The following is a 13,350-nucleotide window of genomic DNA, read 5'->3' as shown; positions in this document are numbered from 1 at the left end:
TCTCCGGATGGGGATGTCAGCGGGGGGCGGTCTCGCGGGAGAGCGAGCAGGATGCCTCGCGCAAGGCCGTAAGCAGGGTTTCACGGCGCGCTTCGTCGGCGTCACGGCCGACGGTGAAGCAGAGCGTGGCCAGGGCTGGACCGGAACCCTCGTGGATGGGAACGGCCATGCAGCAGGCGAAACTGTCGACCAGCCCTTCGGTCAGGGCGTAACCCCGGCGACGCGTCGACTCGATATCGGCGATGAACCCATCGACATCGATGCGCTCGCCGCTGGGAAGCGTGAAATCCTCCTCTGGTATCAGCTCCAGCATCGCTTCCCGACTCATGCCGCCGAGCAGCACCCGGCCGGATGCGGTCCAGGGAATCGGCACCTTCACCCCGACTTCGGAGCTGATACGAAAAGGCCGGGCGCCGTTCTCGTTGAGCATGACCGTGTACTTGTCACCATCGAGCATGCACAGCTGGGTGGTCTCGTCGAAACGCGCCGATAACTGGCGCATCACGGGCCGGGCACGGCGCAGCAGATCGTTGTGGTCGGCATAGTCGAGACCGAAGTAGTGCATTGCCCGGCCGAAGAAGATCCGGCCGTCGCTCTCCGTCTCCAGCCAGCCCGCTTCACTGAGCAGGTTGACCAGCTCGTAGACGCTCGATCGCGGCGCGCCGGTGGCCGCCATCAACTCCTTCGGCGTCATCGGTTGACGGTGCAAGTGCAGCTGCTCGCACAGCGAGATGACGCGATCGACGCCACGAGCTCGCGGCGTCGATGTAGTACTGGAACGGCTCATATCACCTCGTCGATGGCTGTCTGGGCCTCAGTCTAGCGGCCCTCGCCTGCGGCCGGAAAACCCACTTGCGCAGGGGCGATGGATGGGTGCAGTATAATTTCATCCGATAAATCGGACAACGGTCCGATATATCGGACAAATAACAGCAACAAGACGAGTCCACTCCATGAAAACGATCCTCAAAGCGCTGGGCGCCGTTGCGGCGTTCACCCTCATCCCCTCTCTTGCCGCCGCGACCGCCCAGGCCGATACCTTGCAGACGGTACTCGACCGCGGCGAACTGATCGTCGGCACCGGCAGCTCGAATCCGCCCTGGCATTTCACCGACAACGGCCAGACCGTCGGTTTCGATGCCGATATCGGCCACATTCTGGCCCAGGGCCTGTTCAACGATCCGAGCAAGGTCCGTTTCGTCAACCAGTCCTCGGATGCCCGCATCCCCAACCTGCTGACCAACAAGGTCGACATCTCCTGCCAGGGGATGACGGTCACGGCGGCCCGCGCCCAGCAGGTGGCGTTCACCGTGCCCTACTACCGGGAAGGCGTCGGCCTGCTGATGCTCAAGGGTAGCGACTATGCCGACTACGACGCGCTCAAGGCGGCCGGCAGCGACATCACGATCGCCGTGCTGCAGAACGTCTATGCCGAGGAGATGGTTCACCAGGCGCTGCCACAGGCGAAGGTCGACCAGTACGAGAGCCAGAACCTGATCTACCAGGCGCTCAACTCACGTCGCGCCAATGCCGTGGCCACCGATCTGTCGACGTTGAAGTGGTACATGAAGAACAACGCCGGACGCTATGTCGATGCCGGCTACAGCTGGAACCCGCAATCCTATGCCTGCGCGGTCTCGCCGGACGACCAGCGCTGGTTGAACTTCGTCAATACCACCCTCGAGGAAGCCATGTACGGCGTCGAGTTCCAGCGCTATGCCGATGCGTTCGAACAGTGGTTCGGCGAGCGTCCTCCCGCACCGCAGACCGGCTTCCCCGCCGAAATGCGCTGACCCCCGGCCCGCCGGCGTTGCCGGGCGGCCTCTGGCCCGGCAATGCCCTCCCGAACCGCTTCCCCGAGCGGATGGACTGACATGAACTATCACTTCAACTTCGCCCCCATCCTGGATCAGTGGCCGGTACTGCTCAGCGGCCTCGGCCTCGGCCTGCTGCTGGCGCTGGTGTCGATCGCCATCGGCTCCGTGCTGGGGCTGGTCGTGGCCTTTGCCAGCCGCGCCCCCAGCCCCTGGCTACGCAGCCTGGCCTTTACCTGGATATCGATCCTTCGCAATCTGCCGATTCTGGTGATCGTGCTGTTCCTGTTCTTCGGCATGCCGCAACTCGGGCTGTCGCTGGACAAGATCACCAGCTTCATCGTGGCCCTGTCGCTCTACGCCAGTGCCTACATGGCGGAGGTCTTCCGTGGCGGGCTGCTCAGCGTTCCCAAAGGGTTGACCGAAGCCGGACAGGCGATCGGGCTGACGTCATTCCGAATCAAGCGCTACATCGTGCTGCCGATCATGTTTCGCAACGCCCTGCCGGCGTTCGGCAACAACTTCATCTCGCTGTTCAAGGACACCTCGCTGGCCGCCACCATCGCGGTCCCCGAACTGACGTTCTATGCCCGCAAGATCAACTCCGAGACCTTCCGGGTGATCGAGGTCTGGCTCGTCGCCTCGCTGCTCTACATCGTCTGCTGCTACGCCATCACGCTGGTGCTCAGGGCAATGGAGAAGCGACTGGTGCTGGAGAAAAACTGACATGGAATGGGATTACTTCCTGAATGAAGTGGTCGCCAATCGCGACGCGCTGCTGCATGGCGCGGCGATCACCTTCGCCGTATCACTGATCGCGATTCTGGCCGGCACCGTGCTCGGCATCGTGATCGGCATTGCCGTCACCTACGGTGGCAAGCCGCTCAGATGGCCAGCTCGCCTCTACATCGACATCATCCGCGGGACGCCCGTACTGGTTCTGGTACTGGCGACGTTCTACGTCTCTTCCGCCGTGGGTCTGAACCTCAACGCTTTCCAGGCCGGCGCGCTGGCACTCACGCTGTTCTGCGCCTCCCATGTCAGCGAGATACTGCGAGGCGCCCTGCAGTCGTTGTCGCGCGGCCAGATCGAAGCCGGCCGCGCCATCGGCCTCACCTTCGGCGGCATCTTCCGCTACATCCTGTTCCCCCAGGCGTTGCGCTACGCCCTGCCGACCTGGATCACCGCCGCGGTGGAGATGGTGAAGGCCTCGACGCTGCTGTCGGTGATCGGTGTCGCCGAGCTGCTGCTCACGACCCAGCAGATCATCAGCAACAACTTTCTCAACATGCAGTTCTACCTGCTGGCCGGGGTGATCTATTTCCTGATCGACTTCGCCATCGAGCAGGTCGGGCGTTTCATCGGTCGGCGTCTCGACCAACCGACGAGGAGAGCGGTATGACCCCTATCGTGGAAGTGCGCGATCTACACAAGCGTTTCGGCGAGCTCGAGGTGCTGAAGGGCATCGATTTCACCGTCGCCGAGGGCGAGGTCGTATCGATCATCGGCGCCAGCGGTTCCGGCAAGACCACCCTGCTGCGCTGCCTCAACCTGCTCGAGGAGTTTCACCAGGGCGACGTTCTGATCGGTGGCGAGGCGATTGGCTATCACCTCCGCCGTGGCCAGCGGGTCCGCATCGGCGAGCGGGAAGTCGCGCGTCAGCGAGCGATGACCGGCATGGTGTTCCAGGCCTTCAACCTGTTTCCCCACATGAGTGCGCTGGATAACGTCACGCTCGGCCTGACCAAGGTCCGGGGCATGCCGAGGCCTCAGGCGATCGAATTGGCCGATCACTGGCTCGACCGGGTGGGCATGCTCGAGCGGCGCGATCATCGGCCGTCCCAGCTCTCCGGCGGCCAGCAGCAGCGCGTGGCCATCGCCAGGGCGATCGCCATGAGCCCCAAGGTGATGCTGTTCGACGAAGCCACGTCCGCGCTCGACCCGGAGCGGGTCGGCGAGGTGCTGGAGACGATTCGATCCCTCGCCCAGGAAGGCATGACCATGGTGCTGGTCACCCACGAAATGCGATTCGCGCGGGACGTCTCCGACAAGGTCGTATTCATGGAGGACGGTCGAATCGCCGAACAGGGGCCGCCCCAGCGACTGTTCCTGAACCCCGACTCGCCACGTCTGCAAGCGTTTCTCAAGACGTCGTCGTTCTAGCGCTTTCTCGTGCCTGACTCCTGGAGTCGCTCGGGGGCAGCCGTGTCTACGACTTTGGGCGGGATTCTTCGCCGCAGGCACGGTAATAACTTTCAAATAAAATATTTCTAGGTTAGAAAGTATCAGAACAGAGTCGCCTCCGAAGTGATGCCGAAGGAGAGCCCGTGAGTCAGCAGATCGACATCCTGTCGCATATCACCGCTTGCCTGCCGAGCCTGCGCGAGGCGGAGAAAAAGGTCGCGAACCTGATCTTCGACGATATCGACTTCGTTGCGGAGGCGAGCATCGGTGAGATCGCCAGGCGCGCCGCGGTGAGCGATGCCACGGTGACCCGTTTCGCCCGGGCGGTGGATTGCCGCAACGTGCGTGATCTCAAGACCCGCCTGACCCGCGCGCTGGCGGCCGGCCGCCGTTTCATCCAGGAGGCCAGCGAGGACGATGGGCTGGGGGTGATCTACGACACCGCCGCCCAGACCCTGGCGCTCAATCGCACGCTGATGGAGCAGGCCGATGTCGAGGGCGCGGTGGCGATGCTCGACGATGCCCGCCAGATCCTGGTGTTCGGCGCCGGCGGCGGTTCGACGGTAATGGCCCAGGAGATGCAGTTCCGCCTGGTGCGGCTCGGTTATGCCATCAGCGCCTATCCCCAGGCGCTGCTGCCGCGCATGGTCGCCTCGACCCTGGAGCCTACCGACGTGGTCGTCGCGCTCTCGGTCACCGGTTACACCCCGGAGATCAACGATGCCGCGGAGCTGGCGCGTGAATACGGCGCGCGGGTCCTGGCGATTACCGCCACCGGCTCGCCGTTGGCCAAGGTCGCCGATATCACGCTGCCGCTGGCAGCCCGCGAGACCGACTACATCTATTTTCCGTCGTCGTCGCGCTACGCCATGATGGCCGCCATCGACATGTTGGCCCTCGGCCTGGCCCTGCGTCACCGCTCGCGCACCCGCGACAAGCTGCGACGACTCAAGATCACCCTCGATGCCCACCGCGGCGGCGACAACCGCCAGCCGCTGGGGGATTGAGAATCCGGGAGCTCCCATGTCTCACGATTTGCTGATTCGCCGCGCCAGCCTCATCGATGGCAGCGGACGCGAGCCCTTCCTCGCCGACGTGGCGATCGACGGAGACCGGATCGTCGCCATCGGCGATCTGGGTCACCTCGACGCCCGCGAGACGGTCGAGGCGCAAGGACTGGTGCTGACGCCGGGGTTCATCGACGTGCATACCCACGATGACACCAATGTCATCCGCACCCCCCAGATGCTGCCCAAGCTCTCCCAGGGCGTGACCACGGTGGTGGTCGGCAATTGCGGTATCAGCGCGAGCCCGGTGCGACTCTCCGGCGAAGTGCCGGACCCGATGAACCTGCTCGGCCGTGCGGAGGATTTCCGCTACCCGACCTTCGCCGCCTACGCCGAGGCGATCGAGCAGGCGCAGCCCAGCGTCAACGTGGCGGCGCTGATCGGCCATACCAGCCTGCGCAGCCAGGTGATGGATCGCTTCGACCGAGCCGCCAGCGATCCCGAGATCGCCGCCATGCGCGAACAGCTGGAAACGGCGCTGGCCGAGGGCGCCGTGGGGATGAGTTCCGGACTCGCCTATCGCAACGCCTATCACGCCCCCACCGCCGAGATGAACACGCTGGTCGAGACGGTGGGCCGAGCCGGCGGCGTCTATACCACGCATCTGCGCGACGAGTTCGCCGGCCTACCCGAAGCGATGGACGAGGCCTTCGCCACCGCCAGGCACGGGCGAGCACCGCTGGTGATCTCGCACCTCAAGTGCGCCGGGGCCGGCAACTGGGGCAATGCCCCCAAGGCGCTGGCCAAGCTCGACGATGCCGCGCGCTCCCACGGCGTGCACTGCGACTGCTACCCCTACACCGCCGGCTCCTCGACGCTGGATCTGGGCCAGGTCACCGACGAGATCGATATCTTCATCACCTGGTCCGACCCGCATCCGGAAATGGCGCGCCAACCGCTGAAGACGATCGCCGAGCAGTGGGGGCTGTCGCTGATGGACGCGGCCCAGCGCCTGCAACCGGCCGGCGCGGTCTACCACAACATGAGCGAGGCGGACATGCGTCAGGTGCTGGCGCATCCGCTGTCGATGGTGGGCTCCGACGGCCTGCCCAACGACCCGCATCCGCACCCGCGGCTGTGGGGCGCCTTCCCGCGGGTGCTGGCCCACTACAGTCGCGACCTGAAACTGCTGCCGCTGACCGCGGCGGTGCGCAAGATGACCGGGCTTTCCGCCGCCAACTTCGGCCTCACCGATCGCGGCGAGATTCGCGTCGGCGCCTTCGCCGACCTGGTGCTGTTCGACCTCGACGCCCTCGAGGATACCGCGACCTACACCGCGCCGATCGCCAGGGCCGGCGGCATCGAGCTGGTCGTCGTCAACGGCGTGGTCAGCTACCGCCACGGCGAAGCCAGCGAACAGCGGGCCGGGCGACTGCTGCGACGCCAGGTTCGGCTGTCGGCCCGGCCTTCCCGTACGGGCTCATGAGCTTCCACCCGTTTTACTCACCCGACCTTCAGACAACCCAGGAGCAAACCCTATGAGCATCAAACGTTATGGCGTCGAGGGCGGCGTCGGCACCGGCGGCCAGAAACTGCCCTTCGCCCGCGCCACCGAAGCGGCCGGCTGGCTGTTCGTCTCCGGCCAGACCCCGATGACCGACGGCGAAGTCGTCGAGGGCAGCATCATCGAGCAGTCGCGGCTGGCCTTCGCCAACTGCCTGCAGATCGCCGAGGAGGCCGGCTATGGCGTCGAGGACGTGGTCCACGTCACCGCCGTACTCACCGACGCGCGCTACTTCAGCTCGTTCAACAAGGTGTTCAAGGAAGTGTTCGGCGACCACCCGCCGGCGCGGATCTGCAGCGTTCAGGACCTGGTGGTGGACTGCAAGGTGGAAGTGGACATCAAGTGCTATCGCGCCGATCGCGCCTGATGACTGCCTGCGCGGACGCATCGCTTTGTTGCACGTGACTCGGGGAACTCGCCTAACCCCCTGTTATGTCTCGCTCCCTGCGTAACGTGCGCCTCGCGCTGCATTCCGCTCGGCTATTTATCCGATTTGTTCTGGAGCTGGCCAAAGCTTCGATGATCAAGCATCGAAGTCTTGGACGATAAGTTGGCATAACAGCCAGCAAGGTGGTCGCGCCCCGGCAAGGGCGCGACCGCAGTGAAAAACCTCATGGGCCATGACATTCCACACTGCTCCGGTCGCGGCAACGACCGGAACGACAATTATAAGAGGTCGTTATGAACAGTCACGTTTTCCTCGGGGCCTTCGTCGCCTACGTGCTCGTCATGATCGCGTTCGGGTGGTGGGTCTCTCGCAACAGTCGCAGCAACGGCGACGATTTCCTGCTCGGCGGGCGTAGCGTTCCGATCTTCCTCACCATCGGCACCACGGTGGCCACCATGGTCGGCACCGGCTCGAGCATGGGCGCCGTCGGGTTCGGCTATGCCAACGGCTGGGCCGGCGCGCTCTACGGCATCGGCGGCGCCATCGGCGTGCTGCTGCTGGCGTTCTGGTTCGCCCCGGTACGCCGCTTCCGCTTCATGACCATGAGCGAGGAGCTCTCCTACTACGTCGGCGCCAACCGCTGGGTGCGCAACATCGTCGCGGTGCTGATCTACATCGCCTGCATCGGCTGGCTGGGCGCCCATATCCTCGGCGGCGGCCTCTATCTGTCATGGATGGCGGGGATCGACCTGACCACCGCACGCATACTGGTGGCCCTGGGCTTCGGTATCTACTGCGTGATCGGCGGCTACATGGCGGTGATCTGGACCGATACCGTGCAGGCGGTGGTGCTGTTCGTCGGCTTCATCGTGATGGCGATCATCGCGCTGTTCGAGGTCGGCGGCTTCTCCGGACTCGGTGCCAACATGGACGTCGCGGCCACCAGTTTCCTCGGCATCGACAAGATCGGCCTGGTACCGGCCATCTCGCTCGCCGCCGTCATCGCCGTCGGCGTGCTGGCCACGCCCTCCTACCGCCAGCGGATCTACTCCGGCAACTCGGTGGGCTCGGTACGCAAGTCGTTCGTGATCACCGGCATCCTCTATCTATTCTTCTCGATCATCCCGGCGATCATCGGCATGGCGACCCACGCGTTGAATCCCGGCCTGGACAACAGCAACTTCGCCTTCCCGTTCCTCGCCACCGAGATTCTGCCGCTGTGGCTGGGCCTGCTGCTGCTGGTCGCGGGGCTGTCGGCGACCATGTCCAGCGCCAGCTCCGATGCCATCGCCGGCGTCTCGATCCTGCTGCGCGATGTCTATGTGCTGTTTACCGGCCACACGCCGTCGGCGCGCAAGGTCGTGGGGCTGTCCCGGTTGGCGCTGGTTGCCACCATCGGCCTGGCGCTGCTGTTCGCACTCACCTCCAACAACGTCATCAGCTATATCACCAGCATGATCGCCACGGTGATGGCGGGGATGTTCGTCTGTGGCGTGCTGGGGCGCTTCTGGCCACGCTACAACTGGCAGGGCGCCATCGCCACCCTGATCGCCGCATCGGCGACCTCGCTGGCGGTGATCAATGTCGACAGCTGGACCGCTTTCTGGGGCAACCCCAGCATCCCCGCCGTCCTGGTCGCACTGGTCGTGGGCGTCGTCGTCAGCCTGGTCACCCCGGCCTCGAAGGTGACACCGGAACAGGCGCTCAAGATCATCGACGATGAACGCGAGCGCATGGAACTGGAGGAGGACCCCGCCAGCGCGCTCAGCGGCAAGTCAATCTGATACGGAACCGTCGGCACCAACGAAAACGCCACCCNNGGGTGGCGTTTTCGTAGCGATCGCCGCATTCACGCCCGGTCCGCGCGATAGCACTTGATGTCCACCTCGACCTTGCAGTCCACCACCAGGTCCTGGACGCTGCAGATCCGCGCCGGCGGGTGGTCGCCGAACACTTCCTTGAACACCTTGTTGAACGAGCTGAAGTAGCGCGCGTCGGTCAGCACCGCAGTGACATGGACCACGTCCTCGACGCCGTAGCCGGCCTCCTCGGCGATCTGCAGGCAGTTGGCGAAGGCCAGCCGCGACTGCTCGATGATGCTGCCCTCGACGACTTCACCGTCGGTCATCGGAGTCTGGCCGGAAACGAACAGCCAGCCGGCCGCTTCGGTGGCGCGGGCGAACGGCAGTTTCTGGCCGCCGGTGCCGACGCCGCCCTCGACGCCATAACGTTTGATGCTCATGGATTGTTCTCCTGATGGGTTCGCGGGACGAGATCACGCGATGGGTCAGGCCTGACCGGCGAGGTCAGGCTCAGTAGCAGATGCCGCGAGCGTGGACGGTTATCTCGCCGACGATATCGTCGCCCTCGCACAGCACCAGGCGATCCTTGAGATTGGGCACGACGCAGCAGTGGTTGGGGATGATCTCGAGCCGATCGCCGATCGCGAGTCGATGAAGGGAGGGATCGTAGCGCAGGAAACCATGCTCCTCGTTGAGATGGGTGATCGTCGCATCCGGCATCGAGACGACATGGCCATGGCCCTTGCCGTGCTTGGTACCGTCGCTGGTCAGCGTCTTGGAGCCAGCATCGAGAATGGCGTAGCCCGGCTCCTGCTGCGCAATGACCGTCGTCAGCACACGCTGGGCGCACTGCGCCGGGGTGACCTCGCCGACATCCAGGATGCCGCGATCGCCCAGCACGTAGTTGCCGGCCCGGACCTCGGTGGCGCCGGGCAGAGCCTCGATCATCAACGCCTCCATGGAGGAGCCGATGGACAAGGTGTCGACGACGATTCCCGCCTCCGCCAGCAACGTCCTTACCGACGTCAGCGTCTCCAGCGCCTCCCGGGCAACGGCGATGCGCGCCTCGCGACTCGCGGGCGCGTAGCACTGTCCGGCGTAGCCCTGCAGCCCGGATATCCGAACCGATGCCAGGTCAACGGCGCGCCGGGCGACCGCCAGCACGCGCTCGTCCGGTGGCAGCTCGCCGCGGTGAATGCCCACGTCGATCTCGAGATAGAGTTCGATGACCCGGCCGGCCTCGGCGGCTGCCGCGGCAACGTTCTCCAACGCCTCCAGCGAGTTGATCGACACGATCAGTCGGTCCAGTCGTGGGGCCAGGGCAACCAGGCGCCGACGATTGCGCTCACCGATGATCGGGTAGGCGATCAGGATATCCTTGAGGCCGTGGTCCGCCATGACTTCGGCTTCGCCGATGCTGGAAGTGGTGATGCCTCGGGCACCGGCCTGCTGTTGGCGCAGTGCGATATCCGCGCTTTTGTGCGTCTTGATATGAGGACGATGCGCAACGCCGGCATCGGCGAGCCGGCGCTCCATTCGGTCGATGGTCGCGTTCAGGATATCGCGACGCACGATGACTTCCGGGGTCAGCAGTTCGTCGAGAGTCGTAGGGTGATCAGGCATGCGAAAGAATGACCTCGTCGAGGGAGTCGATGATCTGGGCGTAGCTGAGTGCCGCCATTTCGAGCTGATCCAGAGCGACGAATTCGTCGGCCTGATGAGCCTGGGCGATCGAGCCCGGGCCGATGATCAGTGTCTTGATGCCGGCCTCCATGAGAAAGGCGGCCTCGCAGGTCGCTTCGAAGGCGTAGCGTCGAGGCGTCACACCGCGAACCCGCTCCACGGCGCTCGCGCAGTGCCGGCTGATGGCCGCATCGGCCGGTGTCAGGCCGGAGGGGCAGAAAGTCGTCTGTTTCAGTTGCCAGCCCCCGATGCTGCCGGCGCCTTGCAGACGCGAGAGTTCGGCTTCCAGAGCGTCGCGTACCTGGGCTTCGGTTTCGCCGCAGGCCAGGCGGCCATCGATCTGCAGGCTCGCCCGGGCCGGGATGACGTTGACCTTGACGCCACTCTGGCACCCGGTGACCTGCAGCCGACTCTGGCCGAGCACGTCGTTGGATCGCTGCTGCTGCCATCGCCTGTCCAGGTCGCGAATGGCCTGAACCGCTTCGACGGCATGGTAGAGCGCATTGGCGCCATGCTGCGACTGCGCCGCATGACAGGCAACGCCGTCCATGACCAGTTCGAACGCGATGACGCCGCGATGCCCTATCGCGATATCCATACCGGTCGGTTCGCCAACCACGCACCAGTCGGCGTGGAACCCGCTGTCCAGCAACGCCTTGATGCCCTTGTTGCTCTTCTCTTCGTCGATTACCGCCGTGAAGACGATATCCACCGCCGGTGGCTCGTCCTGGTCGACCAGGCACTCGAGCACGTGCAGGAACGCCGCGACCGAGCCCTTCATGTCGCAGGCACCGCGCCCGTACAGACGGCCATCGCGGATGTCGGGCGTAAACGCTGGCGTGGTCCAGAGTTCGGCAGGGCCAGCCGGCACCACGTCGAGGTGGCCGTTGTAGGCGAAGCTGTGGTTGCGGTTGCGCCCCGGCAACCGGGCGATCACGTTGAACCGGTCACCCGCCACCGGCTGGCGTGTCACTTCCAGACCCAGCCGCTCGCAGAAACTGGCGACGACATCGCCTACGCCCGCCTCGTTACCGGGAGGGTTTTCGCTTTCCCTCTCGATCAAGCGGCGCGTCAGTTCGACCACCCGCTGACCATCGACTCGTTTTCTCAGGTTCGAACTCATGTCGCCTCCCGGCTTACGGTGGTCGCCCCGGCTCCGTCACGGGCGGGCTGAGTGATCAGGCTGACGACGATCAGCGTCAGCACATTGGCTACGAAGCCCCAGGCGGGAGCGACGATGCCCCACGGCGTACCGATGACATAGGAGAACAGCAGCGCGGTGACCAGTCCGACGATCAGCGCGGCGATCGCTCCCTGCTTGGTCGCCTTCGACCAGAACAAGGCGGCGATCATCAGCGGGAAGAACTGGATCACACCGCTGTAGGTATTCGCCAGAATCGTCCAGAGGAAGGTCGGCTTGGTCAGCGCCGCCGCATAGGCGATCACGCAGGTGATCAGCACGAACGCGCGGGAGACGGCGATGATCCGGGATTCCGATGGACGCGTCTTGACCAATCGCAGATAGAGATCCTGCGCCACTGTCACCCCCTGGGAGTGGGCGAGACTGTTGATCGTCGAGAGCGATGCGGCGATACCGCCGGCGCCCAGGATGGCGATGGTCCAGAGGGGGGCGTAGTCGCCGATCAGCGAGATCAGTGCCGTATCGGGGCTCGCCAGGGAGGGAATCAGGATGGCGGCGGCGAGCGCCCCCAGCACGACGGGTAACTGGCTGGGCACCGAGGCCAGGGTGATCAGCGAACCGACGCGACGGGCATCCCGCGCGGAGCGCGCGGCGACCATGCGCATGTAGAGATGTGGCCACATGTATCCGCCGAGCCCGATGACCCAGGTCTGGGAAAGGAAGTATCCCCACTCGAGATTCTTCGGTCCGGGCAGGGTCAACAATTCGGGAACGCGCGAACGCGCCGCCTCGAAGAAGCTGCCGAACCCGCCGAAGGCATCGAAGAGGATCATGCCGACGACGAACCAGATGCTGGTCACGAAGACGATGCCGAGCAGAACGTCGGTCCAGGCGACGGAAGTCATGCCACCGAAGTAAATGAACAGTGCGCAGATCGCCACGGCGATCAGCGCACCCAGCCAGAACGGTACCAGGCCGTCAGTGAAGATATCGAAGATCAACCCGACGCCAACCACCTGAATGGTGATGTAGGGGATCATGCAGACCGTGCCCACGAGCCCGACGAGAAGCCCCAGCAACCGGCTGTCGAACCGGTGCGCGAAGAAGTCGGCTTGGGTCACGAACCGGTGGCGCTGCCCCAGCGCCTGCATGCGGGGCGCGATGAAATAGAAGACGAGACCCGAGATCGCGGTCGACGTGAACGCGAAGATCCAGCCGATCCCCTTGGCATAGACCTCCGCCACCGCACCGAGAAACAGCGACGAGCTGTACCAGGTCGCCATCGATGTGAAGAAAAGCACCACCGGCCCCATGCCCCGCGAGCCGAGAAAGTACTCGTTGACGCTGAGCGCCTGTTTCGCCTTGCGGCTGAACGCGGGCGCGAGGCCGACCCCCAGCGTCAGGATGAGAACGATGGAAATGCCAATCAACGCCGTCATGATTCGCCCTCCCCTTCCAGGGAGGACACGCGGCTATGCAACACCATCAGGATCCATAGCAGCAGCGGTACCGACCCGCACCACAGCAGGAAGAACGGAATCCCCAGCGGCGATGGGGTGACGCGATTGGCAAGAATGACGATCGGTGTGGCGGTCATGGCGATGACGATCGCCATCAGCAACCACAGGACACGTTGCGTTCGAGAGCGGGACATGAACAGGGCCTTTGTTGATGTTGTCTTCTAACCACTCAACATATAATACATGTTGCTGCGACTTATAATACATCAGCGTAAGCAACGCAACGTCGTGGAGGGTCTATCCGGCA

14 protein-coding genes are annotated in these 13,350 nt (G+C 64.5%); 8 read left to right on the top strand and 6 right to left on the bottom strand.

The genetic code is table 11. The features are described from left to right. Positions 1 to 16: 16 nt before the first annotated feature. A complete protein-coding gene (locus DOM45_RS15825; protein WP_110602028.1) occupies positions 17 to 787 on the bottom strand; it encodes an IclR family transcriptional regulator in 771 nt (256 codons plus the stop codon). A 166-nt stretch (positions 788 to 953) separates the two neighbouring features. Between DOM45_RS15825 and DOM45_RS15820 the strand changes: the two genes are divergently transcribed. From DOM45_RS15820 to DOM45_RS15785, 8 genes are all read left to right on the top strand, one after another. Beyond that, a complete protein-coding gene (locus tag DOM45_RS15820) occupies positions 954 to 1,793 on the top strand; it encodes a transporter substrate-binding domain-containing protein (RefSeq protein ID WP_110602027.1) in 840 nt (279 codons plus the stop codon). A gap of 81 nt (positions 1,794 to 1,874) precedes the next feature. After that, entirely contained in the window at positions 1,875 to 2,540 is a 666-nt protein-coding gene (locus tag DOM45_RS15815) for an amino acid ABC transporter permease (RefSeq protein WP_110602025.1), read from the top strand. Between the two features lies 1 nt (position 2,541). Continuing rightward, positions 2,542 to 3,216 carry an amino acid ABC transporter permease gene (locus DOM45_RS15810; protein WP_110602023.1) on the top strand — a complete coding sequence of 225 codons (675 nt, stop codon included), beginning with the start codon at positions 2,542 to 2,544 and terminating at the stop codon, positions 3,214 to 3,216. After that, the gene (locus tag DOM45_RS15805) at positions 3,213 to 3,977 is read left to right on the top strand and encodes an amino acid ABC transporter ATP-binding protein (RefSeq protein ID WP_110602022.1); all 765 of its coding nucleotides are present in this window, start codon (positions 3,213 to 3,215) and stop codon (positions 3,975 to 3,977) included. Before DOM45_RS15810 ends, DOM45_RS15805 begins: the two co-directional genes overlap by 4 nt. 164 nt (positions 3,978 to 4,141) lie before the next feature. Continuing rightward, a complete protein-coding gene (locus DOM45_RS15800; protein ID WP_110602020.1) occupies positions 4,142 to 5,005 on the top strand; it encodes a MurR/RpiR family transcriptional regulator in 864 nt (287 codons plus the stop codon). A gap of 16 nt (positions 5,006 to 5,021) precedes the next feature. Next, complete coding sequence (locus DOM45_RS15795; RefSeq protein ID WP_110602018.1) at positions 5,022 to 6,491, top strand: N-acyl-D-amino-acid deacylase family protein; 1,470 nt, start codon at positions 5,022 to 5,024, stop codon at positions 6,489 to 6,491. 52 nt (positions 6,492 to 6,543) lie between these two features. Beyond that, a complete protein-coding gene (locus DOM45_RS15790) occupies positions 6,544 to 6,936 on the top strand; it encodes a RidA family protein (protein WP_110602014.1) in 393 nt (130 codons plus the stop codon). A 314-nt stretch (positions 6,937 to 7,250) separates the two neighbouring features. After that, the gene (locus DOM45_RS15785) at positions 7,251 to 8,741 is read left to right on the top strand and encodes a sodium:solute symporter family protein (RefSeq protein ID WP_110602016.1); all 1,491 of its coding nucleotides are present in this window, start codon (positions 7,251 to 7,253) and stop codon (positions 8,739 to 8,741) included. Between the two features lie 65 nt (positions 8,742 to 8,806). On the opposite strand, the gene DOM45_RS15780 is transcribed toward DOM45_RS15785, so the two are convergent. The 5 genes from DOM45_RS15780 to DOM45_RS15760 form a co-directional block, all read right to left on the bottom strand. Continuing rightward, on the bottom strand, positions 8,807 to 9,199 hold the full coding sequence (locus DOM45_RS15780) for a RidA family protein (RefSeq protein WP_110602014.1): 393 nt from the start codon (positions 9,197 to 9,199) through the stop codon (positions 8,807 to 8,809). A 70-nt stretch (positions 9,200 to 9,269) separates the two neighbouring features. Next, complete coding sequence (locus tag DOM45_RS15775; protein ID WP_110602013.1) at positions 9,270 to 10,382, bottom strand: alanine racemase; 1,113 nt, start codon at positions 10,380 to 10,382, stop codon at positions 9,270 to 9,272. Continuing rightward, positions 10,375 to 11,565 (bottom strand): M20 family metallopeptidase, encoded by a 1,191-nt coding sequence (locus DOM45_RS15770; protein WP_110602011.1) that lies wholly within the window; start codon positions 11,563 to 11,565, stop codon positions 10,375 to 10,377. Before DOM45_RS15770 ends, DOM45_RS15775 begins: the two co-directional genes overlap by 8 nt. Further along, complete coding sequence (locus DOM45_RS15765) at positions 11,562 to 13,022, bottom strand: sodium:solute symporter family protein (protein WP_110602010.1); 1,461 nt, start codon at positions 13,020 to 13,022, stop codon at positions 11,562 to 11,564. The genes DOM45_RS15770 and DOM45_RS15765 overlap by 4 nt, the downstream gene beginning before the upstream one ends. After that, positions 13,019 to 13,237, bottom strand: coding sequence for a hypothetical protein (locus DOM45_RS15760; RefSeq protein ID WP_157958452.1), 219 nt, complete (start codon positions 13,235 to 13,237; stop codon positions 13,019 to 13,021). Before DOM45_RS15760 ends, DOM45_RS15765 begins: the two co-directional genes overlap by 4 nt. Between the last annotated feature and the right edge of the window lie 113 nt (positions 13,238 to 13,350).

This window comes from Salinicola lusitanus (assembly GCF_003206045.1).
GTDB lineage: Bacteria > Pseudomonadota > Gammaproteobacteria > Pseudomonadales > Halomonadaceae > Salinicola > Salinicola lusitanus.
This window is presented reverse-complemented; position numbering and strand designations above follow the sequence as displayed.

Coding starts and splice junctions, on each gene's coding strand:
- DOM45_RS15825 (WP_110602028.1), bottom strand. CDS start 787: ATGAGCCGTTCCAGTACTACATCGACGCCGCGAGCTCGTGGCGTCGAT.
- DOM45_RS15820 (WP_110602027.1), top strand. CDS start 954: ATGAAAACGATCCTCAAAGCGCTGGGCGCCGTTGCGGCGTTCACCCTC.
- DOM45_RS15815 (WP_110602025.1), top strand. CDS start 1,875: ATGAACTATCACTTCAACTTCGCCCCCATCCTGGATCAGTGGCCGGTA.
- DOM45_RS15810 (WP_110602023.1), top strand. CDS start 2,542: ATGGAATGGGATTACTTCCTGAATGAAGTGGTCGCCAATCGCGACGCG.
- DOM45_RS15805 (WP_110602022.1), top strand. CDS start 3,213: ATGACCCCTATCGTGGAAGTGCGCGATCTACACAAGCGTTTCGGCGAG.
- DOM45_RS15795 (WP_110602018.1), top strand. CDS start 5,022: ATGTCTCACGATTTGCTGATTCGCCGCGCCAGCCTCATCGATGGCAGC.
- DOM45_RS15790 (WP_110602014.1), top strand. CDS start 6,544: ATGAGCATCAAACGTTATGGCGTCGAGGGCGGCGTCGGCACCGGCGGC.
- DOM45_RS15785 (WP_110602016.1), top strand. CDS start 7,251: ATGAACAGTCACGTTTTCCTCGGGGCCTTCGTCGCCTACGTGCTCGTC.
- DOM45_RS15780 (WP_110602014.1), bottom strand. CDS start 9,199: ATGAGCATCAAACGTTATGGCGTCGAGGGCGGCGTCGGCACCGGCGGC.
- DOM45_RS15775 (WP_110602013.1), bottom strand. CDS start 10,382: ATGCCTGATCACCCTACGACTCTCGACGAACTGCTGACCCCGGAAGTC.
- DOM45_RS15770 (WP_110602011.1), bottom strand. CDS start 11,565: ATGAGTTCGAACCTGAGAAAACGAGTCGATGGTCAGCGGGTGGTCGAA.
- DOM45_RS15765 (WP_110602010.1), bottom strand. CDS start 13,022: ATGACGGCGTTGATTGGCATTTCCATCGTTCTCATCCTGACGCTGGGG.
- DOM45_RS15760 (WP_157958452.1), bottom strand. CDS start 13,237: ATGTCCCGCTCTCGAACGCAACGTGTCCTGTGGTTGCTGATGGCGATC.